This is a genomic window from Pseudomonas agarici (assembly GCF_001543125.1).
Taxonomy (GTDB): domain Bacteria; phylum Pseudomonadota; class Gammaproteobacteria; order Pseudomonadales; family Pseudomonadaceae; genus Aquipseudomonas; species Aquipseudomonas agarici.
This window is the reverse complement of record NZ_CP014135.1, coordinates 409,522-430,728: the sequence shown is the minus strand read 5'-3', so window position 1 is coordinate 430,728 and position 21,207 is coordinate 409,522. Positions and strand designations below refer to the sequence as shown.

The window sequence follows — 21,207 nt, the reverse complement described above, 5'->3', positions numbered from 1 at the left end:
ACTCATGGAACTCACCACACAGGCCACTAGCCTGGCGGGATAACCGCGCATCGCGTGACTGAAAAGATGATCAGCCCTTGCCCTTGGTTCGGGTCATGTTCGGTCCGCCATTTTTCTCGAGGTGTTGAATGATCATTCCCGCCACGTCCTTGCCGGTGGTGACTTCGATGCCTTCCAGGCCTGGTGACGAGTTCACCTCCAGCACCAGCGGCCCGTGATTGGAGCGCAGGATATCCACGCCGGCCACGCTCAGGCCCATTACCTTGGCCGCCCGTATCGCGGTCATGCGCTCTTGCGGTGTGATCTTGATCAGGCTGGCGCTGCCGCCACGGTGCAGGTTAGAGCGGAACTCACCGGGCTTGGCCTGGCGCTTCATCGCCGCAATCACCTTGTCGCCGACCACGAAGCAGCGAATATCCGCACCGCCGGCTTCCTTGATGTATTCCTGAACCATGATGTTCTGCTTCAAACCCATGAAGGCTTCGATCACCGACTCTGCCGCCGTCGCCGTTTCGCACAGCACTACGCCGATACCCTGGGTGCCTTCCAGCACCTTGATCACCAGCGGGGCACCATTGACCATCTCGATCAGATCGGGGATATCGTCGGGCGAGTGAGCGAAACCGGTGACCGGCAAGCCGATTCCGCGGCGCGACAACAACTGCAGCGAGCGCAACTTGTCCCGTGAACGGGCAATCGCCACCGATTCGTTGAGTGGAAACACCCCCATCATTTCGAATTGGCGCAGCACCGCGCAACCATAGAAAGTCACCGAGGCGCCGATCCGCGGGATCACCGCATCGAAGCCTTCCAGTGGCTTGCCGCGATAGTGGATCTGCGGCTTGTGACTGGCGATGTTCATATAGGCGCGCAGGGTATCGATCACTACCATTTCATGGCCACGTTGGCTTCCGGCCTCGACCAGGCGACGAGTGGAATACAGACGCGGGTTACGCGACAGCACGGCGATCTTCATGCAACACCTGTGACAGAGGTAGTAGTGACCGGGAAAGCCGGCTTGTCTTGAACGTATTTTTGGCCCGGATTGACCACCAACTGGCCGTCGATCAGGGCTTTGGAACCGAGCAACAGGCGATAACGCATGGCCTTGCGGCAGGCGAGGGTAAACTGCACTTGCCACACCCGGTCGCCCAGGGCCAGGGTGGTGGCGATCACATAGCGCACCTGGGCGTGACCGTTGGAGCTTTTAATGGTCTTCATCGCCAGCAACGGTGCCTCGCAGCGCCGGTGGCGCAATTGCACCACGCTGCCCAAGTGGGCGGTGAAACGCACCCATTTCGCCCCGTCGCGCTCGAATGGTTCGATCTCGGTGGCATGCAGGCTGGAAGTACTGGCACCCGTGTCGATCTTCGCCCGTAGGCCCGAGACTCCCAGGTCCGGGAGCGCCACCCACTCGCGTAGACCGACAACAGCTAAATGGTCAAATGTCTTCAAAATGCTCAACCAGTGAGAGGTCCGCTCTGGCCGTGGAGGCAGCCATAATCGCGGTATTCACGCAGAATAATGGGTAAATGGCGACAGATATTTGTGTGACTTGTTTCAGGTCGTGAAATCAGCCCTGATATCCAGCATTTTAGCCGGGGACATTCAGCTTCGATGGCAGGGGTAGTACAGTTCAGTAATATTTCAGTTTGAGGAATCCCCGTGGCGCAGAAACCGGAAGCGGACGACAAGGTTCGGCTCGACAAGTGGTTATGGGCAGCGCGCTTCTACAAGACCCGTGCCTTGGCCAAGGAGGCGATCGAAAGCGGCAAGGTGCATTGTCGTGGCGAGCGCTGCAAGCCGTCCAAGGAGCCGCATGTGGGCGATGAGTTGCTGATTCGCGTCGGCTTCGAGGAGCGTACCGTGGTGGTGCGGGCGCTGTCGGTGGTGCGGCGTGGCGCGCCAGAGGCGCAAGCGCTCTACGCCGAAACCGAAGCCAGCATCGTCCGGCGCGAAGCCGCCGCGGCCCAGCGCAAGGCCGGCGCCCTGGGGCTGACCACCGATGGCAAGCCGACCAAGAAGCAGCGACGGGATCTGTTCAAGTTCCGCGGCAGCGGCGCCGACTGATCACCGCTCTTGCGCTGTAGGCTAAGGGACGGCATGTCCTTGACTAGCCGACATTTGCCCCCATGTTGCTTGGTTCGAACCCTGTTTGTTCATAAAATGCTCATATTTCCTGAGCCGAACACTCTTATTCCTACTTCTAGAATTGAACCTTATGTCAGATCTACCGGACACCGATTACACCCAGCGCTTCATCTTCGATGACAGCGACACCCGTGGCGAACTGGTGTCTCTGGAGCGCAGCTACGCCGAAGTCCTGGCCAAACACCCCTATCCCGAACCGGTTGCCCAGTTGCTCGGCGAACTGATGGCCGCTGCCGCCCTGCTGGTCGGCACCTTGAAGTTCGATGGCCTGCTGATTCTCCAGGCCCGTTCCGAAGGCGCGGTACCGCTGCTGATGGTCGAGTGTTCCAGCGAGCGCGAAATCCGTGGTCTGGCACGCTACGAAGCGGACCAGGTCGCCCCTGGCGCCAGCCTGGCCGACCTGATGCCCAATGGCGTCCTGGCCCTGACCGTCGACCCGATCCAGGGCCAGCGCTACCAGGGTATCGTCGACCTCGACGGTGCCACCTTGTCGGAGTGCTTCACCAACTACTTCGTCATGTCCCAACAGGTCGGCACCCGCTTCTGGCTCAACGCCGACGGCCAGCGTGCCCGTGGCCTGCTGTTGCAGCAATTGCCGGCCGACCGCCTCAAGGACGAAGAAGAGCGCGCCGCCAGTTGGCAGCACATCACCGCCCTGGCCACCACCCTGACCGCCGAAGAACTGCTCGGCCTCGACAATGAAACCGTGCTGCATCGCCTCTACCACGAAGAAGCGGTGCGCCTGTTCGACATTCAGCCGCTGAGCTTCCGCTGCAGTTGCTCGCGCGAGCGCTCGGGCACCGCACTGGTCAGCCTGGGGCTGGAAGATGCCCAGGAGCTGGTGATCGAGCGCGGCGGTGTGGTGGAGATCGATTGCCAGTTTTGCAACCAGCGTTATCTGTTCGATGCAGCCGATATTGCCCAGTTGTTTGCCGGCGCTGGGGTCGACACTCCGTCAGATACTCGTCACTAAAACGCTTCAGCACAGGTAAGTTCCCTGTCAAACGCCGGAAAATAGGCGTTCTGACAGGAGGACCCTACTCTTTTTGGGCTTTTCTGGCATAATCCCGCCCACTTTTTTCGCGGTAGTAGTGCATGACTTTCTACTACAAAACGTTTGGAGCACTCGGCCACTGGCCGACGGGGAATCTCATGACGCAAGCAAACAATGCCGTGTACACCGATCTGAGTGTCGATGATCTGGTCAAGGAAGCCCTGGCTCGCGGTGAAGGCGAACTCGCCGATACCGGCGCGCTGGTCGTGCGGACCGGTCACCGCACCGGTCGTTCGCCGGTAGACCGTTTCATCGTAGAAGAGCCTTCCACCCAGGACGCCATTGCCTGGGGCCCGATCAACCGCAAGTTCCCAGCCGACAAGTTCGACGCCCTGTGGAACCGTGTCACAGCCTTTATCGGCGAGCGCGAGCGTTTTGTTTCCCACGTGCATGTAGGTTCCGACCCTGCGCACTACCTGCCGGTCAAGATGACCACCGGTACCGCCTGGCACAACCTGTTCGGTCGTTGCCTGTTCATCAACCCTGAAGCGGGCCAGTACAACGCCGGTGGCAAGGATGAGTGGCAGATCCTCAACGTTCCAGGTTTCGAGTGCGTGCCAGAGCGTGATAGCACTCACTCCGACGGCACCGTGATCATCAACTTCGCGGCCAAGAAAGTCCTGATCGCCGGCATGCGTTACGCCGGTGAGATGAAAAAAGCCCTGTTCTCGGTGCAGAACTTCCTGCTGCCGGCTGCTGACGTGCTGCCGATGCACTGCGCGGCCAACATGGGCGAAGAGGGCGACGTGACCTTGTTCTTCGGTCTGTCGGGCACCGGCAAGACCACCCTGTCGGCTGATGAAAGCCGCTACCTGATCGGCGACGACGAACACGGCTGGGGCGTGGGCGTGGTGTTCAACATCGAAGGTGGTTGCTATGCCAAGTGCATCGACCTGTCGGAGAAGAACGAGCCGGTGATCTGGAAAGCCATCCAGCATGGCGCCGTGCTGGAAAACGTCGTGCTCGATGCCAACAAGAAGGCCGACTACGCCGACGACAGCCTGACCCAGAACAGCCGTGCGGCCTACCCGCGTGAACTGATCGAAAAACGTGCGCCGAAAAACCTCGGTGGCGAGCCAAACGCCGTGATCTTCCTGACCTGCGATCTGACTGGCGTACTGCCACCGGTGTCGATCCTCAGCGAAGAACAGGCCGCTTACCACTTCCTGTCCGGCTACACCGCACTGGTGGGCTCGACTGAAATGGGGTCGGGCGCCGGCATCAAATCGACCTTCTCCACCTGCTTCGGCGCACCGTTCTTCCCACGTCCGGCTGGCGAATACGCGGAACTGCTGATCAAGCGCATCCGTGGTTTCGGCTCCAAGGTCTATCTGGTCAACACTGGCTGGACCGGTGGTGGCTACGGTGTGGGCAAGCGTTTCAATATTCCGACCACCCGTAGCGTGATTGCCGCTATCCAGAGCGGCGCGCTGATCGGCGTTGAAACCGAGCATCTGGACACCATCAACCTGGACGTGCCGTTGGCTGTACCGGGCGTCGAGACCGGCTTGTTGAACCCTCGCAACACCTGGGCGGACAAAGCCGCCTATGACGAAGCGGCGAAAGCGCTGGCCGGTCTGTTTATCGAGAACTTCAAGAAGTTCGACGTAAGCGACGCAATCAAGATGGCGGGTCCGAAGCTGTAAGCATCGCTTGCTTGACTGGTTGAAGAGAAAGCCGCCTTCGGGCGGCTTTTTAGTCGGGGCGCACGACCGCGACAACAGTTAAGTACCGATGAGATCACTCAAACTTATCGACTGCAGGCATCCGTTAGCCAATCACGAAAGGCTACGATCTTTGCTGAATTTCTCTGCGTATGTCGATAGCAGAGAAAGTGCATTTCATGCATCACAGAAGTGCAATCTTCAACGAGATATCTGACTAGCCTGCCATCCGCCAGTTCTTGCTCAGAGAAACGCACACTTTCAAGCGCGAGGCCCAGGCCATCGACAGCGGCGGCCAAGGCCAGCGCACCCCGGTCAAATGAAGGGCGATGCATGATTTCGGGCGAAGACCGTCCATGCCGACGAAAGAAGTCTTGCCAGGAAAGCGGGTTGAGTTGCGATTCTATCAGTGGAATGGAGTCCAGCTCGCTGAAACTGATTTCCATTCTGCCGCCCAGTAGCAGTGGCGCCCCTAGCGGGCAACACTCTTCTAATCCCAAACTTTGCACGCAGGTATCGGAGCTTTTTAGCGCCGTTCCATAGGCAATCACCATGTCCAATTCAGGGTGCTTGTGCAAATCTATGGGTGCGGCACTGGATGAGAGCTGAAGTGTGAATTGGGGGTATTTGCCGAAAAAATCGGTCAGCCGTGGTCCGAGCCATTTGCTGGCAAAACTGGGAGAGCAATGGACGGACAGCTTCTCCGTTTCGGCAAAAGGTCGAAGTTCAGTGCAGATCTGATCGACCGCATCAAAAGCCGGCTTGATGACATTGAATAATCGCTGGCCCTGATTGTTGAGTTCCAAATGCCGACTGTGACGGATGAAAAGAGCAAAACCGAAAAAGTTTTCCAAGCTTTTGATTTGGTGACTGACAGCAGATGGAGTCTGGTGCAGCTCAGCGGCTGCAACGCTGAAATTACCGTGTCGCGCAGCAGCTTCAAACGCTCTCAGTGCTACCAGACTGGGTCGGTTACTCATTATTGTTATCCTGTGAAATTATTTCACAGCACAGTGAAATAGCATCGTTTGTCGCCGTTTGCAAGGTTTGTGAAGGTACAACCTCAATCGAACTACGAAGGTTGCCCCTATGAATATCAGCGTTAAACCTGCGGATAACACACTCACTAAATCCAACAACAGAATCTCTATTTATCAGCCCGAGCAAGAGGGCTTGATCTATCCGCAAGTGCCTGAATTCGAAACCCATGCCGAGCAACGCAGGCATTTGAAAGAGCGTCTGGTAGCCGCCTGCCGCGCTTTTGCCCTGCAAGGCTTTGACTATGGTTTTGCGGGTCACCTGACGGTTCGAGACCCCGAGTTTCCGGAGTTGTACTGGACTAATCCGATGTGCGTCCACTTCTCGCAGGTCAAGGTGTCAAACCTGATTCTGGCCGACCACAGTGGCAAAATTGTCGAAGGCGACTACGCCATCAACCGCGCCGGTTTCGTGCTGCATGCCAATGTCCACGAGGCTCACCCGCACATCGTTGCGATGTGTCATGCCCATACCGTTCATGGCGGTGCCTGGGCCAGCACCGGCTTGCCTTTGGAGCCTATCACTCAGGATGCCGCGGCTTTTTTTGAGGATCAGTTGGTGATTACCGCCGAGGCTGGTGCCGTCGCGGTCAAGACCGATTCGGGCAAATCCATCGCCTCGCTGTTCGGCAAACACAAAGCCATCTTGCATCAAAACCACGGCCTACTCACGGCGAGCAGTCACAGCATCGAAAGCGCCGCATTTTGGTTTATCGCGCTTGAGCGTTGCTGCCAGCAGCAACTGATGGTTGCGGCGACAGGTATCAAGCCAAAACTAGTGACTGACGAGCGCGCCCGCTTCAGTCGCGAAAACGTCGGCAGCGATTACATCGGCTGGCTGCACTTCCAACCTATCTGGGGGCAACTGCTGCAAACCCAGCCAGACATGCTGGATTGAAAGAATGCTTGATGTGAGTTTTCGATAAAACACGACACCTCTTGCGAGGCTTCAATACTGGGCAAGGGGTGAGACGCGAGCCTTATAAATTTAACAATGCTTGGAGGCGTCCTCATGACTACCATTGCCGACCGTGCTCAGCCACTGACAGGAACACTGATTAATGCGCAAGACCTGGTCTATAGAAAGGTGATGCTGCGACTCATTCCGTTCTTGTTTCTCTGCTATGTATGCTCCTACCTCAACCGTATCAATGTAAGTTTTGCCAAGCTACAAATGGCTCAACACCTGGCTTGGAGCGATGCCGTTTATGGCCTCGGCGCCGGCATGTTTTTTATTGGCTACTTTGCCTTTGAAATTCCAAGCAATATCATCATGTATAAGGTAGGAGCCCGACGCTGGCTCGCCAGGATCATGGTGACTTGGGGTGTGATCTCCGCAGCCATGATGTTCGTCAGCACACCCACACAGTTCTACGTCATGCGTTTTTTACTGGGAGTGGCTGAAGCCGGATTCTTCCCAGCTATTCTGCTTTACATCTCCCAATGGTTCCCTTCATCCAGGGGCGCCAAAGTCACTGCGCTGTTCATGGCGGCGATTCCAATGTCCGGTGTAATAGGTGCGCCGCTTTCCGGTTGGATCATGCATTCCCTGAGCGGAGTACAGAACCTCGCTGGCTGGCAGTGGCTGTTCATACTGGAAGGGCTGCCGACCATTATCGTCGGCGTCTTTGCCTACTTTTATCTGACGGATAGAATTGAAGACGCACGTTGGTTAGACGAAGAGGAGAAGAAGGTTCTCAGCCACAATATCAACAAGGAATCTAGCGGCAAACCTCTTCATCGGATGATGGACGGACTCAAAGACCCTAAGATATGGCTGTTGAGCTTTATCTATCTGTTCTTCACCATGGGGCTGTATGGCGTCAGTTTCTGGCTTCCCACGCTTATTCAGGCCTCCGGCGTCACCGATTCAATGCATTTGGGACTGCTGACCGCGATCCCCTATGCGTGCGCGGTGGTCAGCATGATACTGGTAGGCAGGAGTTCGGATCGTTTGAAAGAGCGCCGCTGGCACCTCGCTGTACCTGGAGTACTCGCGGCGGTGGGTTTCCTGATCAGTGCTTCGTTCCAATCAGATATCCTGATCAGCCTTCCCGCGTTGTGTCTGGCGACAATGGGCGTAATGACCACGATCTCGCAGTTCTGGACATTACCGCCTGCTATCCTGACCGGCGCCGCCGCTGCTACAGGCATTGCATTGGCTAACTCCATAGGGAGTGCCTCGGGCTTTATCAGTCCCTTTATCATGGGCACAATCAACGCGGCGACACACAACACCAGCGCGGGAATCATTATGCTCTCGGTCGTGCTGGTTGGCGGCTGTTTGCTGGTGTTTCTGGTGCCGAAAAAATTGCTCACTTACAAATAGTCGCCAGAAGCCCTCTTTGCAGAGGGCTTCTTATTTTCCGGCGCTGTCAGCCGCACACTTGTGACGGTTATTCAGAGATCGAGTAGTAGAGTACCGCTCGCCGCACGGGATACACAGCAAGTCAGAAAATCAGGCCGCTCGCTGTCATCGAGTATAAAGTCCTGATGGTCGACTTCACCCGCCAGGTAGCGCACCTTGCAGGTTCCGCACAACCCGGATTGGCAGGATGTTTCCACGGGGTAGCCAGCGGTGTTCAGCGCCTCTGCCAGGCTCTGGCCGGGACCTACTTGCAATTTCTCACCCGTGCTGGCGATCTCGGCGATGAATCCGCCGGCAATCGAACACTCGTCAATTTCCTGCTTGATCGGCGCCTTGAAATGTTCGAAATGTACCGATCCGCCAGGCCAGTGCGCCGATGCCTCCTTGCAGGCCTGCATAAAGCCCGCTGGCCCACAGTAGTAAAGCTCGTATGCACCCTCGGGACGCTTCAGGATCGAAGGGATATCCAGCTTATTGCGAGGATCCCCGCCATCGAAATGGAAACTGATGCGGCCAGATTTTGCCAACCCTTCGAGCTCTGCTTGAAACGCCGCGTATTCCGGTCCTTTTGCGCAGTAATGCATTTCGTAGTCAATGTTTTGCGCCTCCAACTGATGGGCCATCGACTTCATCGGTGTCACCCCGATGCCGCCGGCTAGAAGCACGACTTTGCCAGAGCCTGGATGCAACTCGAAATTATTCCTAGGCACGCTGACGCGCACTTTATCGCCTACCTTGATGGTTTCATGAACAGCCGCTGATCCACCGCGACCGTTGGGATCCTTCAACACCGCAATCATGTAGCGATGGCGCTCCGATGGAGAGTTGCACAGCGAATATTGACGAATAACGCCAGGACCGACGTGAACATCAATGTGCGCGCCGGCAGTGAATGGAGGCAAATTTGAACCGTCCGCAGAGACGAATTCGTAGGAGTTTACTCCGCTGGCTTCCAGCCTGATTTGTTTGACTATCAGCTCCAGATGCATTGCGGCGGTGTTATCAACAATTGAGTTCATACCTCACCTCGGCATTGCGCTGACAACTGCCGAGATAAGGCCTATCTCGACAGTTGATGTGGACTTTTTGTTATTTTTTGAAGCTCTGCTCAAGTTGTTCAAGCCGCTCTTTGACGAATGTAGCCCGCTCCTGCCCTCTCAATGGATCGGCCTCGGTAAGAATCGCCACGGTCTCTTTGGCTAATCGGCGGCGGTTGGCAACTTCCTGTTCCACGGTGTCGGCAATTGGCATCGCAAAAACGTTACCTGTGCAATAGCTATTGGGCGCTCCATTCATTGCGCGCAACCATTCGGCGAAACTCTGCGCACCTGCCGCTGGATTGGTTCCGCGAACAGCGTCACGGAGCATTTTGCGAAATGCATAGACACCGGCATCGAACTTGGTGGGATTTTCGAGTTTGTGTATAGCGATAGGTCGTTGGGAAATGATCGCCTCGTAGTCGCCAGGCGCGTATTGAGCGTTCTTGTAGATCTCGCGTTCGCGGTGATTCGGTGGAATCGGAGGAAGGTCTTCAAGCTTGTATTTGCCGAAGCGCTCAGGTCTGCGCATCGCTACTTGTCCTTCAAGAAAGTCGATGGTCTCATAACCCACCTTGCTCTTATCACCGATGCCACGCGTATCGATACCTGGCCCCATCACCCGCCAACCCAACATTTTGCTGTTCTCGTCGTCGACCGGCACAGTCCACCGGACAATGTGGAATCGACTGAAGAGCTTCTTCGCCGAGCCATCTTCGGAGGTATACGCATGCAAACTCAGATTGGGCAGTACCTGATGCTGGATGCGCAGGAACATCTTGTCGTCGTTAACCCGCCGTGCACCGGCACAGGCAAGACTGCGGCCTTGATGCACGGGTATGAACTGCATGTCAGGCGCCACTTCCATGGACGCCGCGCCGACCTCATCGAAGGTGGTGCCCTGGAAATTTTTGTTCACCACGTTTTTGGCTGAGTGCAAGGCGGTGGGGTGGAAATTATCTGCCGCGTTGTCTTGGACTTGCACCCAATTGCAATGCTGAAAGTTGCTATAAGGAACCAGCTCATCCCCTTCAGCGACGGTGAAGTTCTCCTCCCACTCGGGGAACGGCGGCTCCTCCTCTGGAGGCCCCATGTACGCGAAGACCAGGCCATGTCGCTCGAACGCCTTGTACGCACCCTGGCGTATTGAGCAGGCGTATCTTTGCGCCTCTTTTTCCTCACCGACCGGGAAAGGCACGTGCAAACAGGCGCCGTCCACGTCAAACACCATACCGTGGTAGCAACACTTGATGCCGCGCTCTTGGATAGCGCCATATTCCAACGACGCTCCCCGATGGCAACAGTGGGCATGCAGAAGACCGATCTGGCCGCTGCCATCGCGGAAGGCAACTAATTCTTCACCCATGATTTTCAGGAAGCGAGGAGTATCTGTCAGCTCCAGCGCCATACAGACCGGGTGCCAGAAACGACGCAGATATTCTCCCATCGGAGTGCCGGGGCCAGTTTCGGTCAATTCCGGGTCATGACCCGGAACGTGATTGGTGTGATAGCCGCCGTAAGCGACGAGTTTCTTGGCAATGGATGCGCCCGCGCCGCTCGATTGTTGGGCTTGGTGCTGTTCGAATTTCTCGGTCATGACCATGTCTCCGTTCTTGTTTTATCGTTGGATTTCAGGCTACGGAACTCTGTATACAGATTTTTTGAATACAACAGCGCTATTTTGCTTAGCTCTGCGGGTAGGTTATTTCCTCATCAATCAGTTAGTTATAAGCCTCGTTCAGCAAAGCGAACATCCTCGCGGATGGCTGGCTCCACGTCATCGCTGCGAGCCATGACCAACAACCGCTACCCGCCTGCTTTCCGGCAAAGCCAGGCACGGATCTTTGTCGTGGAACACGCTCAGTGGAAATCCTATTTTGTCGCTCTATTATATATACTGTGTTCTGTATACAGATATGGCATTCTTGGCCTGGGTCCCAAGATTGTCAAGCCGCCCCGTTGGAATCATTTTGGAGAACGTGGACAATGCCCATCGCAATCAAGCCAACGAAGGCATCCCTGAACGTCATGACCAAAAAGCTGCAGAGAGTTCAAGCGCGCCCGGACTATGTTGATGAGGTCTACAAAGCGCTTGTAGACGCGATCAGTGATGGCACTATGGCTCCTGGTGTTCGATTTACCCAGGAAGAGATCGCCGAACAAATGCACGTTTCCCGATCCCCCGTCCTCCAAGCCATTCGTCTGCTAAAAAAGGATGGCTTGGTTCAGGATGCTCCGGGCAAAGGAGTGTTAGTCACGCCATTGACCGTTGCCTCTATCAGTAACCTGTATTTGATAAGAGGGGCTCTGGATAGTTTGGCGGCCAAAATGGCGGCTGAAAGACGTCACCGAATGGACCCCAACATCATTGAAAACGGTCGGCGCGTTGCCCAGGGTAAAGATCTCAAGGCAATGATCGATGCTGATGTGGCATTTCATCACGACATCTATGCGGCTTCGGGAAATCCGCTTATAGCCGAGAGTGCCCAGGTCTATTGGGTGCATCTTCGTCGGGCGATGGGGACCGTGCTGCAATCTTCTGCCTCCCAGCGTCAGTCAATCTGGGACGAACATGCGGCAATCGCCAATGCAATTGCCGAAGGCGATTCGAAACGGGCTGGCGAGCTTTCCGATATTCACACCACGAAAGCGCGCGAGTACCTTGCCTCACGACTTGATGAATATTTGGGGCAGCGAGAACTCCGATACCCATAGCAGTTTTTGCTAACACCCCCCGTTACCGCTGGACAAGATTTACCGGCTGGTTCTTCACCCGTTCGCCCGCCAGTTGCGCTGCTGCCGCCAAATCCATCAGGCCACGCCCGTAGGCTTCGCCCTTGGCATAAACGCCGCTGTTGTTGGCGCTATCGAGCAACACCTCACGCAGTTGCTGGGGCGCGAGTTCGGGAAAACGGCTCTGCAAGGCGGCGAGCGCACCGCTGACCAGTGCCACGGCAGGCGAAGTCCCGGCCGTTTCCGTGTAGCCACCCTTGGCGTTGGTGGTGAGTAAACCTTTGCCGACGCCCCCATCCCCGCCCGGCACCGCGATGCACCAGCGTTCGGCCACGCCACAATAGTTGGACTTCTGATTGATGACTGTGCCGTCATTGCTCAACGCCACCACAGCGATCCAGCCTCTTTCCAGCTTTGGCAAGGCCAGGGGCAGGCCGGGTTCGGCCAAGGGTTCGCGGCGTAGTTCATTGCCCGTGGGAAAAACAAACACGGCGCCGTCGGCCACCAACTGGCGAGCGACCAGCAAGGAATCGCCCATCACCTGTTTGTAACGTGCTTCGGTGATTTGCGTGACGGGAATAGCATTGGCCCACGAGTTACTGAGGATTCGCGCCCCGGCGGCGAAGCTGTCTTTCCAGGCGTGGGCGATCTGCTCGTCAAAAAAGAACGGTTCGTTGTTGTCGCCAATGCGCATGGCGATCAGCTTGGCATCGAAGGCGATGCCGTGCATACCTTGGCCATCGCGGTTGGCGGCGACAATGCCGGCCATCTGGGTACCATGGCCGTGGGGATCGATCAGTTCAGGCAGATTGCGCACATAATCGTGGCCGGATGTGTCCAGGCGGCCCTTGAATTCGGCGAGTTCGGTATTGAGGCCTGAGTCGATGATGGCTACGCTGACGCCTCTACCAGTGCCGCCCAGTGCATAAAGTGTCGACGCCTTGACCCGTGCCAGTGCGCGTTGTGCGTTGTATTCCGGGGTTTCGAAGCGGCTGGCAAGTGACTCGATCTTGGCCGCTTGCGGATTGAGCAAGCTAGAGTCCGGTCCAGGCAGGCAGCCGCTCAGCAGCAGAAGCGCGAGGAGCAGGCCGTGACGGGCCGGTAAAGAGAGGCTGCGAGGTACCGTGTTCAAGTGAAACTCCTGTGCAAACGACAATCGTTGAACAGTCCGTGTCAACGATCAAGGACTGGGCGTCAGTCATCAACGGTGTTTCGATGTCATCGATAATGTCATGGGTGCGTTCCTCTGGATGTGTATCCGGGTATTGGTCACTGCCCCGCTGACGGCTTTGCCTGCGCGCTCAGTCTGCCGTTGTTGACGAAACTGAAGGCGAGAGCGCTGTCGCCGGTCCGTCACTGAGCACGGCGTACTCGTCACCTTCCAAGATGAAACCGGCAACTTCGCGCATGCCCAGGCGTTCATGGGCTCGCAGCGAGGCGTCGTTGTCCCGGCGGATGAAAAGAATCGCTTCCCGACCCGGATAATGCTGCTGCAGTTGCGCGTAGAGTCGGGGCAGGAGGCCCTGGCCTCTTTCCGTGGTGGCAATACAGGCGGGGCCATACACGTAGGCGTCGGGCGTGCCCGGCCACGCGCGTAGCATGGCCTGGATCGATGGCGGGGCGGGGTGTATGTCCTTCGCCGCGCTGAACAGCACGCCAACGATTGTGTCGTCGCGGGAGGCAACCACCACGGGGGCGGCGCCAAGGGCCATCTGCCTGACCTTGTCGAGCGGGAACTCCCCGGTCAGCGATCCGCCCTGGGAGGGCGAGTTGGCCTGGAGCAGTTGGGCGATGCCTTCGATGTCCGCAGCGGTAGCGAGGTGGATCCTGTACATAAGTAGTCTCCTGAGGGGAGGTGAGCCTACTGCACGGATGGCGCCCAAGCAGTCATATTACGCCCGGATTGTCGAATGGGATAACTCCAGGCATCGGCGTTTGCCCAATAACTGTCTCAAGCGCCGATTATCCAGGGTCAGCACCGCTAAGTGGGTAGTCGCACAGCTCGCGGATCGTCACGGACTTGCCAAATGTCACTGTGCAGGCTGCGTGGGCGCCGGGTTCTGTCCGACCGCCAGTCCGGCGCGGATTGCCGCCAGGGCGGCCTGATAGTAGGCCCTGCCTTCGGCCGATTCGGCAAAGGTCGAGAACTCTTCCAGTTCCGGGTCGGACAGGTCGCGATAGACATAGAGCAGGGTGTTGTCCAAGTCGTTGCCGATCTGCTGTATCAGGCGCTCGCGCTGGCCATTGAGCAGGCCCTGGGCCGCGCCCGCGCCCAACAGGCCGGGAATCATCGAACTCAGGCTGTCGGCGGCGACGCCCGCGATGGCGAGGCTGACTTCGGCACCGGCTTCGCGGGCCGGCAGGGCATTGGCCAAGTGGTTGATCAGCAGTCGGCGGGTCGCGCTGGCTTCGATATGCGGCAGGCCCTGGGCATTCTTCGCCAGTTGGTCAGGGCGGGTGGCCAACAATTCCGCCGCGACGATCTTGCGTCCCAGTGGTGACTGGAAGAACGTCAGGGCTGGCTGAGGATTGTTCAGGTTCTGGCGCAACCGGGCCTCGGCCCGCTGGTCCATGGCCTGTGGCGCAAAGCGCTGATTGCTGTTGTTGACCAGTGCCTGATAGACGGCTGGTGGCAAACTGTTGCGATACTTTTGCTGGGCGGCGCCCAGAGCATCGTTGAAATGCGCGCGTTGTTCTGGCCAACCGGCGACCTTGTACAACTGGTCGTGGCTGTCTGCCCAGGCAGGCAAGGTGCAGAGCATCAATAGCGAAAAAAGCAAACGGCGCATAGGGACTCCTGTCTACAGCCGGCTATTGTCCCGACGAGCGCGGGACTTGTCGAGAATTCGTATTGTCCCGCCAGGTGGCTCTGTCGGATTTCCAGGCGTGTCGATACTATGCGCGCCATGCAAATACCCTCTGATCATCCGCTGCTGTTACGTATCGTCGACGACCTGGCCGAACGCGGCTGGTCGCAGCAGACGCTGTTCCTGCCTGCTGATCTGACCCGGGAGTTGGCTGCCGAGTGCCGTAAACGTGCGGCCGAAGGTGAGCTGGCGCCAGCGGCGGTCGGTCGCGGGCCGGCGCAACAGGTGCGCGAAGGCATCCGCGGCGACCATATCCAATGGCTGGAGCCCGGCCAGGCAGAGCCTTGCGATCAGTATCTGGGGATAATGGATTGCCTGCGCGAAGCACTGAATCGGGGGCTGTTCCTCGGCCTTGAGGATTTCGAGAGCCATTTTGCGCTGTACCCGCCCGCCGCTTTCTATCTCAAGCATGTGGATCGCTTTCGCGATGACGACCGGCGGATGGTTTCGGCGGTGATCTATCTGAACGAAGCCTGGCTGCCGGAGCAGGGTGGTCAGTTGCGGATGTACCTGGACGGCGGCGTGGAACATGACGTGGAGCCGACCGGCGGCAGCCTGGTGGTCTTCTTGTCCGGGGAAGTGCCCCATGAGGTGCTGCCGGCGACACGCGAGCGTTTGTCGCTGACCGGCTGGTTCCGGCGTCGCGGCGATGAGCCGTTCTGATGCGCCGCAAGATCCTGGTCAGTCGCTGCCTGCTGGGGCATCGGGTCCGCTATGACGGTGGTGCCAGCGGTCCTTACGCGCAATTGGTGGCCTGGCAGGCCGAGGGCCGGGTCGTGGCGGTGTGTCCGGAAGTCGCCGGTGGCCTGCCGACTCCGCGCGCGGCGGCGGAGATTCCGGGTGGGCAGGGCGGGCAGGTGCTGGAAGGGTTGGGCCGGGTCATCACTAGCGGGGGCGAGGATGTCAGCACGGCCTTTCTTGACGGCGCCCGGCAGGCACTGGAGCTGGTACGCCAGCATGGGATCTTGATCGCGGTGCTCAAGGCCAACAGCCCGTCCTGCGGCAATCTACTGACCTACGATGGCACCTTTCGCGGTGTGAAAGTACCGGGAGAGGGCGTCACCGCAGCCTTGCTGAAGCAATCCGGCGTCCAGGTATTCAACGAGGGGGAGCTACCCGAGGCGGTAGCTGCGCTGGCGCTGCTGGACGAGAGCTGATCACGCATCAGAGCTTCGGCGGCTCGCTCGCGTCCACTCCGAACCATTTTTCCGACAATGCCATCAATCGGCCATCGGCCTTGATCCGTTGCAAGGCCCGGTCGATACTGGCCTGGAACGCCGAGTTGCCTTTCTGGAACGGGATGGATAGGGTCACGGTCGGCCCCACGGACGGACCTTCCTTGACCGGCAGACGACTGTCGCGAATGGCAAAGGGAATCAGCAAGCGGTCGCTGATTGCCGCGTCGATCTGTTTGTCGGCGAGATCCTCGAGCGGCTGCTGGGCGTTCGGATAACTGCGCAGGTCCAGCCCTTCGACTGTCCGCGCTGCCTCGACGAACTGGCTGCCTTGAGCTACACCCACGGCATGGCCCTTCAACTGCTGCAGTGTGGCCGGTGGTCGTTGTTCTTCCTTGCGCACGATCAACTGGGCGCTGGTGTAGCTATAAGGCTCGCTGAAGTCGAAACGCTCCTTGAGTTCCGGGGTCAGTGCTATGTGGTTGATGGCGATGTCGTACTTGCCACTTTCGACACCTTGCAGCAGGTCGGCGGTGTCGGTGGTGATAAACGACGGATTGACCTCCAGTTCCCTGGCCAGTAGTTCGCCCAGTTCGACTTCGAAGCCGGTCAGGCGACCGTCTTCGTTGAAGCTGAAGGGACGCATGTCACCTTCCAGGGCAATGCGCAGCTCGCCTCGGTCGTTGACGTCATCGATCAGCTCAGCTTGGGCGAAAGAGCTTGCCAGGGGCAGTAACAGCAACAGGCCAGGCAAAAAACGCATGGTCACTCCTAAATAGTTTCGAGCGGGCAATGCGCAACCGCTGCTCGTTTTGCTTTATGTTGATTGGCAAATTTGGACAACGATTTGTCCCGAAGTTGTCATAACCACCACGAAATTTTGTGGAAAAAACCGGAGAAGTGAATGAAAACTTTAGTGTCTCGCGTCGCTTTAGCCACTGTTTTGTCGAGTGCTAGCCTGCTCGCCGTCGCCGCCGACGGTATTGCGCGCACCGCCGCCCCGGAGGGGGCCAAAGTCTTTATCGTGTCGCCGAAGGACGGGGCCACCGTCGACAAGACTTTCACGGTGAAATTCGGCATGGAAGGCCTCAAGCTGGCCCCGGCCACCGACCAGACCCCAGGCACCGGCCATCATCATCTTCTGGTCGACCAAAAAGAGCTGCCAGACGCCCGCGTGCCAGTGCCCACCACCGACACGGTGATCCACTATGGCAAGGCCCAGACCGAAACCCAATTGACCCTCACTCCGGGCAAGCACACCTTGCAATTGGTGGCAGGGGACAAGCTGCACATGCAGTTCAACCCGACTGTAGCCTCGAAAGTCATCACGGTTAACGTCAAGTAAGATTTGTTCAGATAAAAAAGGAGACCCGAGGGTCTCCTTTTTTATGAGCGCTTGAGCATTTAGAACAATACGCGGGACCGGATGGTGCCGTTGATGTGTTGCAGCTTCTGTTGCGCCAGGTCCGAGTACTCGGCATCGACGTCGATCACCACGTAACCGACCTTCTCGTTGGTCTGCAGGAACTGGCCGGAAATGTTGATGCCGTTTTCCGCGAAGACCTTGTTGATCTCGCTCATCACTCCCGGAATGTTCTCGTGGATGTGCAACAGGCGATGCTTGCCAGGGTGAGCCGGCAGCGCCACTTCCGGGAAGTTCACGGACGATATCGAGGTACCGTTGTCGCTGTACTTGACCAGCTTTTCCGCCACTTCCAGACCGATATTGGCCTGGGCCTCGGCGGTGGAGCCACCGATGTGCGGCGTCAGGATCACGTTGTCCAGGCCACGCAGCGGGCTTTCGAAGATGTCGTCGTTGGAGCGTGGCTCCACCGGGAAGACGTCGATAGCCGCGCCGATCAGGTGCTGGTCCTTGATCGCGTTCGCCAAGGCGTCCAACTCGACCACGGTACCGCGTGCGGCGTTGATCAGGATGCCGCCCTTCTTGATGGCGCGGATTTCCTTTTCGCCGATCATCCACTGGGTTTCAGCGGTTTCCGGAACGTGTAGCGTGACGATATCGGACATGCCCAGCAGGTCGGTCAGGCTGGCGACCTGGGTCGCGTTGCCCAGCGGCAGCTTGGTCAGGGTGTCGTAGAAGAACACTTGCATGCCCAGGCCTTCGGCCAGGACCGATAGCTGCGTGCCGATCGAGCCGTAACCGATGATCCCCAGCTTCTTGCCGCGGATCTCAAAGGAATTGGCCGCGCTCTTGATCCAGCCACCGCGATGGCAGGAAGCGTTCTTCTCGGGAATGCCGCGCAGCAACAGGATCGCTTCGGCCAGCACCAGCTCGGCAACGGAGCGGGTGTTGGAGTACGGCGCGTTGAACACGGCGATGCCGCGCTCGCGAGCCGCGTCGAGATCGACTTGGTTGGTGCCGATACAGAAGCAGCCCACGGCGACAAGTTTCTTCGCGTGATCGAAGAGCTCCTCGGTCAGTTGGGTGCGCGAGCGAATGCCGATGAAGTGAGCATCGGCGATCTTTTCCTTCAGCTCGGCATCCGGCAGGGATTTGGTGTGGTACTCGATATTGACGTACCCGGCGGCCTTGAGGACGTCGACTGCGGATTGGTGGACGCCTTCGAGAAGAAGGAACTTGATCTTGCTCTTATCGAGAGAAGTCTTGCTCATCTGCGTAAACCTGTGTCCCGGAGAAAAAATGGCAGGGAAATGGACAGCTCGAGCTGACCCCACGGCGTAATCGCCGGCACCGCAGATCGGCCTGATAGCACGCTTCTGCGGGGGGCGTATGCTAGCATATGCGACCCGCAAACACTCATTCTGCGACGTGAAGCGTTCTCAGGGTGACCATGAAATGTTCGAGAGTTCTGTCGATGACCAATCCTGCCCTGATTGATGAGCTGAAGACCCTGGTTGAGCCTGGCAAGGTGCTGACCGATGCTGACTCCCTGAATGCTTACGGCAAGGATTGGACCAAGCATTTCGCGCCCGCGCCGACGGCCATTGTGTTTCCGAAGACTATCGAACAAGTCCAGGCCATCGTGCGCTGGGCCAACCGGCACGGTGTCGCACTGGTGCCGTCAGGCGGGCGCACGGGGTTGTCCGCCGCCGCCGTGGCCGCCCATGGCGAAGTGGTCGTGTCGTTCGACTATATGAACCAGATTCTCGACATCAACCTGACCGACCGCACCGCGGTCTGCCAGCCGGGTGTGGTCACCGAACAGTTGCAGAACCAGGCCGAAGAGCACGGCCTGTACTATCCGGTGGACTTCGCCTCGGCGGGCTCCAGCCAGATCGGCGGTAATATCGGTACCAATGCCGGCGGGATCAAGGTGATTCGTTACGGCATGACCCGCAACTGGGTGGCTGGCATGAAGGTCGTCACCGGCAAGGGCGATGTGCTGGAGCTGAACAAGGACCTGATCAAGAACGCTACCGGTTATGATCTGCGCCAACTGTTCATCGGCGCCGAAGGTACCCTGGGTTTCGTGGTCGAGGCGACCATGCGCCTGGACCGTGCGCCGAAGAACTTGACTTGTATGGTCCTCGGCACGCCCGATTTCGATTCGATCATGCCGGTGCTGCACGCTTTCCATAGCAAACTGGATCTGACCGCCTTCGAGTTTTTCTCCGACAAGGCGTTGGCCAAAGTCCTCGCTCGTGGCGATGTGCCGGCGCCGTTCGAAAGCGACTGCCCGTTCTATGCGTTGCTGGAATTCGAAGCGACCAGCGAAGAGGTGGCCAACGATGCCCTGGCGACCTTCGAGCACTGCGTGGAACAGGGCTGGGTAGTCGATGGCGTGATGAGCCAGAGTGAGCAGCAGTTGCACAATCTCTGGAAATTACGCGAATACATCTCCGAAACCATTTCCCACTGGACGCCGTACAAGAACGACATTTCAGTCACCGTGTCGAAAGTGCCGGGATTCCTCAAGGAAATCGAGGCAATTGTCGGCGAACACTATCCGGACTTCGAAATCGTCTGGTTCGGTCACATCGGCGATGGCAATCTGCACCTGAACATCCTCAAGCCGGAAAACCTGAGTAAGGATGAGTTCTTCGCCAAGTGCGCCACCGTCAACAAATGGGTATTCGAAACCGTCGAGAAGTACAACGGCTCGATTTCCGCCGAGCACGGCGTGGGCATGACCAAGCGCGATTACCTGACCTACAGCCGTTCGCCGGCCGAAATCGAATACATGAAGGCGATCAAGGCGGTGTTCGATCCGAACGGAATCATGAATCCGGGTAAGATTTTCGCGGTTTGAACCTCACGTCACGACAATCAAGCAGATCAGGAGTCGGTCAATGAGCTATCAACACCAATATGTCGACGGTACCCGCATTCACTTTCCTCTCGGCAAGGTGGTCTGCATCGGTCGTAACTACGCCGAACACGCCAAGGAGCTGGATAATCCGGTGCCTAGCGAGCCGCTGCTGTTCATCAAACCGGGCAGTTGTGTGGTGCCGATCGAGGGCGGTTTCAGCATTCCCGCCGATCGTGGGTCGGTGCACTATGAGGCAGAAATTGCCGTCCTGATCGGCAAGCCGCTGTCGACCCAGCCGAGCGAGGAAGAAGTGCTCGACGCGATTTCCGGTTTTGCCCCGGCGTTGGACCTGACCCTGCGTGACAAACAGGCGGAGCTGAAGTCCAAGGGCCTGCCGTGGGAAATCGCCAAGTCGTTCGACGGCGCCTGCGTGCTCTCGCCTTTCGTGGTCGGCAGCACTTTTGCTGATCTGACCGAGATCGGTATTCGCCTGACCATCAATGGTCAGGTTCGCCAGGACGGGATCAGCAGCGATATGCTCAACCCGATCGTGCCGATGATTCAGCACATGGCTGCGTGCTTCTCGTTGCAGGCCGGTGACGTGATCCTGACGGGCACGCCGGTGGGTGTCGGTGCGCTCCATGTCGGTGATGAACTGGTACTGGAACTGCCGGACGTCAGCAGCTTCAGCAGCAGCGTCCGCTAAACAACGGTACACGCGAGCTTTAGTGTGGGCGCAGACTTCCTGAGTAGTGTTCCCCACAGAGCTGTCAGCGGCTTCGACGCCTTTTTGCTGACAAGCCGAACTCCCGCAGAGGTCTTGATCGTTCCCACGTTCTGCGTGTGACCTGATCTCTCATTTTCTGTCTTTTGCCGTTTTTTTCACATC

General features: G+C 57.9%; 21 protein-coding genes. 11 read left to right on the top strand and 10 right to left on the bottom strand.

Translation table 11 applies throughout. From position 1 onward, the window contains the following. Nucleotides 1-70: 70 nt before the first annotated feature. Together rimK and rimB are read right to left on the bottom strand one after the other, a co-directional pair. Nucleotides 71-976 carry a 30S ribosomal protein S6--L-glutamate ligase gene (gene rimK / locus AWM79_RS02015; protein ID WP_017130546.1) on the bottom strand — a complete coding sequence of 302 codons (906 nt, stop codon included), beginning with the start codon at nucleotides 974-976 and terminating at the stop codon, nucleotides 71-73. Beyond that, nucleotides 973-1,455 (bottom strand): retropepsin-like aspartic endopeptidase RimB, encoded by a 483-nt coding sequence (rimB, locus tag AWM79_RS02010; RefSeq protein ID WP_060782028.1) that lies wholly within the window; start codon nucleotides 1,453-1,455, stop codon nucleotides 973-975. Before rimB ends, rimK begins: the two co-directional genes overlap by 4 nt. Nucleotides 1,456-1,665: 210 nt before the next feature. On the opposite strand from rimB, the gene AWM79_RS02005 reads away from it, so the two are divergent. The 3 genes from AWM79_RS02005 to AWM79_RS01995 all read left to right on the top strand — a co-directional run bounded on the left by AWM79_RS02005 (nucleotide 1,666) and on the right by AWM79_RS01995 (nucleotide 4,851). After that, nucleotides 1,666-2,070, top strand: a complete 405-nt coding sequence (locus AWM79_RS02005) for an RNA-binding S4 domain-containing protein (RefSeq protein ID WP_017130544.1) — start codon at nucleotides 1,666-1,668, stop codon at nucleotides 2,068-2,070. A 151-nt stretch (nucleotides 2,071-2,221) separates the two neighbouring features. Further along, nucleotides 2,222-3,124, top strand: a complete 903-nt coding sequence (gene hslO, locus AWM79_RS02000) for an Hsp33 family molecular chaperone HslO (RefSeq protein WP_017130543.1) — start codon at nucleotides 2,222-2,224, stop codon at nucleotides 3,122-3,124. 179 nt (nucleotides 3,125-3,303) lie between these two features. Then, complete coding sequence (locus AWM79_RS01995) at nucleotides 3,304-4,851, top strand: phosphoenolpyruvate carboxykinase (RefSeq protein ID WP_060782027.1); 1,548 nt, start codon at nucleotides 3,304-3,306, stop codon at nucleotides 4,849-4,851. A 104-nt stretch (nucleotides 4,852-4,955) separates the two neighbouring features. Here AWM79_RS01995 and AWM79_RS01990 read toward each other — a convergent pair whose 3' ends face one another. After that, nucleotides 4,956-5,849: a LysR substrate-binding domain-containing protein gene (locus AWM79_RS01990; RefSeq protein WP_060782026.1), complete on the bottom strand. Its 894-nt coding sequence runs from the start codon at nucleotides 5,847-5,849 to the stop codon at nucleotides 4,956-4,958. A 109-nt stretch (nucleotides 5,850-5,958) separates the two neighbouring features. Between AWM79_RS01990 and AWM79_RS01985 the strand changes: the two genes are divergently transcribed. After that, nucleotides 5,959-6,804, top strand: a complete 846-nt coding sequence (locus tag AWM79_RS01985) for a class II aldolase/adducin family protein (protein WP_060782025.1) — start codon at nucleotides 5,959-5,961, stop codon at nucleotides 6,802-6,804. 114 nt (nucleotides 6,805-6,918) lie between these two features. Continuing rightward, nucleotides 6,919-8,235: an MFS transporter gene (locus AWM79_RS01980; RefSeq protein ID WP_060782024.1), complete on the top strand. Its 1,317-nt coding sequence runs from the start codon at nucleotides 6,919-6,921 to the stop codon at nucleotides 8,233-8,235. A 71-nt stretch (nucleotides 8,236-8,306) separates the two neighbouring features. On the opposite strand, the gene AWM79_RS01975 is transcribed toward AWM79_RS01980, so the two are convergent. Both AWM79_RS01975 and AWM79_RS01970 read right to left on the bottom strand, forming a co-directional pair. After that, the gene (locus tag AWM79_RS01975; RefSeq protein ID WP_060782023.1) at nucleotides 8,307-9,293 is read right to left on the bottom strand and encodes a PDR/VanB family oxidoreductase; all 987 of its coding nucleotides are present in this window, start codon (nucleotides 9,291-9,293) and stop codon (nucleotides 8,307-8,309) included. Between the two features lie 70 nt (nucleotides 9,294-9,363). Continuing rightward, on the bottom strand, nucleotides 9,364-10,908 hold the full coding sequence (locus AWM79_RS01970) for a Rieske 2Fe-2S domain-containing protein (RefSeq protein WP_060783928.1): 1,545 nt from the start codon (nucleotides 10,906-10,908) through the stop codon (nucleotides 9,364-9,366). Nucleotides 10,909-11,297: 389 nt separating this feature from the next. Here AWM79_RS01970 and AWM79_RS01965 point away from each other — a divergent pair, with 389 nt between their 5' ends. Further along, entirely contained in the window at nucleotides 11,298-12,026 is a 729-nt protein-coding gene (locus AWM79_RS01965) for a GntR family transcriptional regulator (RefSeq protein WP_017130536.1), read from the top strand. 22 nt (nucleotides 12,027-12,048) lie between these two features. Here the strand turns inward: AWM79_RS01965 and AWM79_RS01960 are convergent, their stop codons facing one another. The 3 genes from AWM79_RS01960 to AWM79_RS01950 all read right to left on the bottom strand — a co-directional run bounded on the left by AWM79_RS01960 (nucleotide 12,049) and on the right by AWM79_RS01950 (nucleotide 14,833). Then, on the bottom strand, nucleotides 12,049-13,176 hold the full coding sequence (locus tag AWM79_RS01960; RefSeq protein WP_060782022.1) for a S8 family peptidase: 1,128 nt from the start codon (nucleotides 13,174-13,176) through the stop codon (nucleotides 12,049-12,051). Nucleotides 13,177-13,345: 169 nt separating this feature from the next. After that, a complete protein-coding gene (locus AWM79_RS01955; protein WP_060782021.1) occupies nucleotides 13,346-13,879 on the bottom strand; it encodes a GNAT family N-acetyltransferase in 534 nt (177 codons plus the stop codon). A gap of 195 nt (nucleotides 13,880-14,074) precedes the next feature. Next, on the bottom strand, nucleotides 14,075-14,833 hold the full coding sequence (locus AWM79_RS01950; protein WP_017130533.1) for a DUF2059 domain-containing protein: 759 nt from the start codon (nucleotides 14,831-14,833) through the stop codon (nucleotides 14,075-14,077). Between the two features lie 108 nt (nucleotides 14,834-14,941). Between AWM79_RS01950 and AWM79_RS01945 the strand changes: the two genes are divergently transcribed. Beyond that, the gene (locus AWM79_RS01945; protein ID WP_060782020.1) at nucleotides 14,942-15,574 is read left to right on the top strand and encodes a 2OG-Fe(II) oxygenase; all 633 of its coding nucleotides are present in this window, start codon (nucleotides 14,942-14,944) and stop codon (nucleotides 15,572-15,574) included. Beyond that, nucleotides 15,574-16,068, top strand: a complete 495-nt coding sequence (locus AWM79_RS01940) for a 2-thiouracil desulfurase family protein (RefSeq protein ID WP_017130531.1) — start codon at nucleotides 15,574-15,576, stop codon at nucleotides 16,066-16,068. Before AWM79_RS01945 ends, AWM79_RS01940 begins: the two co-directional genes overlap by 1 nt. Before the next feature lie 7 nt (nucleotides 16,069-16,075). Here the strand turns inward: AWM79_RS01940 and AWM79_RS01935 are convergent, their stop codons facing one another. After that, a complete protein-coding gene (locus AWM79_RS01935) occupies nucleotides 16,076-16,849 on the bottom strand; it encodes a transporter substrate-binding domain-containing protein (protein WP_060782019.1) in 774 nt (257 codons plus the stop codon). A 141-nt stretch (nucleotides 16,850-16,990) separates the two neighbouring features. Between AWM79_RS01935 and AWM79_RS01930 the strand changes: the two genes are divergently transcribed. Next, on the top strand, nucleotides 16,991-17,431 hold the full coding sequence (locus AWM79_RS01930; RefSeq protein WP_026013023.1) for a DUF4399 domain-containing protein: 441 nt from the start codon (nucleotides 16,991-16,993) through the stop codon (nucleotides 17,429-17,431). A gap of 59 nt (nucleotides 17,432-17,490) precedes the next feature. Here the strand turns inward: AWM79_RS01930 and serA are convergent, their stop codons facing one another. After that, nucleotides 17,491-18,720, bottom strand: coding sequence for a phosphoglycerate dehydrogenase (serA, locus tag AWM79_RS01925; RefSeq protein WP_017130528.1), 1,230 nt, complete (start codon nucleotides 18,718-18,720; stop codon nucleotides 17,491-17,493). 203 nt (nucleotides 18,721-18,923) lie between these two features. Between serA and AWM79_RS01920 the strand changes: the two genes are divergently transcribed. Together AWM79_RS01920 and AWM79_RS01915 are read left to right on the top strand one after the other, a co-directional pair. Next, complete coding sequence (locus AWM79_RS01920; protein ID WP_060782018.1) at nucleotides 18,924-20,318, top strand: FAD-binding oxidoreductase; 1,395 nt, start codon at nucleotides 18,924-18,926, stop codon at nucleotides 20,316-20,318. 40 nt (nucleotides 20,319-20,358) lie between these two features. Next, nucleotides 20,359-21,024 (top strand): fumarylacetoacetate hydrolase family protein, encoded by a 666-nt coding sequence (locus AWM79_RS01915; RefSeq protein WP_017130526.1) that lies wholly within the window; start codon nucleotides 20,359-20,361, stop codon nucleotides 21,022-21,024. The last annotated feature ends 183 nt before the right edge of the window (nucleotides 21,025-21,207 follow it).

Bases quoted from the DNA above. Each gene is read 5' to 3' on its own strand.
- hslO (WP_017130543.1), top strand. From the start codon at position 2,222: ATGTCAGATCTACCGGACACCGATTACACCCAGCGCTTCATCTTCGAT.
- AWM79_RS01975 (WP_060782023.1), bottom strand. From the start codon at position 9,293: ATGAACTCAATTGTTGATAACACCGCCGCAATGCATCTGGAGCTGATA.
- AWM79_RS01920 (WP_060782018.1), top strand. From the start codon at position 18,924: ATGACCAATCCTGCCCTGATTGATGAGCTGAAGACCCTGGTTGAGCCT.
- AWM79_RS01985 (WP_060782025.1), top strand. From the start codon at position 5,959: ATGAATATCAGCGTTAAACCTGCGGATAACACACTCACTAAATCCAAC.
- rimK (WP_017130546.1), bottom strand. From the start codon at position 976: ATGAAGATCGCCGTGCTGTCGCGTAACCCGCGTCTGTATTCCACTCGT.
- AWM79_RS01930 (WP_026013023.1), top strand. From the start codon at position 16,991: ATGAAAACTTTAGTGTCTCGCGTCGCTTTAGCCACTGTTTTGTCGAGT.
- serA (WP_017130528.1), bottom strand. From the start codon at position 18,720: ATGAGCAAGACTTCTCTCGATAAGAGCAAGATCAAGTTCCTTCTTCTC.
- AWM79_RS01965 (WP_017130536.1), top strand. From the start codon at position 11,298: ATGCCCATCGCAATCAAGCCAACGAAGGCATCCCTGAACGTCATGACC.
- AWM79_RS01995 (WP_060782027.1), top strand. From the start codon at position 3,304: ATGACGCAAGCAAACAATGCCGTGTACACCGATCTGAGTGTCGATGAT.
- AWM79_RS01915 (WP_017130526.1), top strand. From the start codon at position 20,359: ATGAGCTATCAACACCAATATGTCGACGGTACCCGCATTCACTTTCCT.
- AWM79_RS01950 (WP_017130533.1), bottom strand. From the start codon at position 14,833: ATGCGCCGTTTGCTTTTTTCGCTATTGATGCTCTGCACCTTGCCTGCC.
- AWM79_RS01955 (WP_060782021.1), bottom strand. From the start codon at position 13,879: ATGTACAGGATCCACCTCGCTACCGCTGCGGACATCGAAGGCATCGCC.
- AWM79_RS01945 (WP_060782020.1), top strand. From the start codon at position 14,942: ATGCGCGCCATGCAAATACCCTCTGATCATCCGCTGCTGTTACGTATC.
- AWM79_RS01935 (WP_060782019.1), bottom strand. From the start codon at position 16,849: ATGCGTTTTTTGCCTGGCCTGTTGCTGTTACTGCCCCTGGCAAGCTCT.
- AWM79_RS01990 (WP_060782026.1), bottom strand. From the start codon at position 5,849: ATGAGTAACCGACCCAGTCTGGTAGCACTGAGAGCGTTTGAAGCTGCT.
- AWM79_RS01970 (WP_060783928.1), bottom strand. From the start codon at position 10,908: ATGACCGAGAAATTCGAACAGCACCAAGCCCAACAATCGAGCGGCGCG.
- AWM79_RS01980 (WP_060782024.1), top strand. From the start codon at position 6,919: ATGACTACCATTGCCGACCGTGCTCAGCCACTGACAGGAACACTGATT.
- AWM79_RS01940 (WP_017130531.1), top strand. From the start codon at position 15,574: ATGCGCCGCAAGATCCTGGTCAGTCGCTGCCTGCTGGGGCATCGGGTC.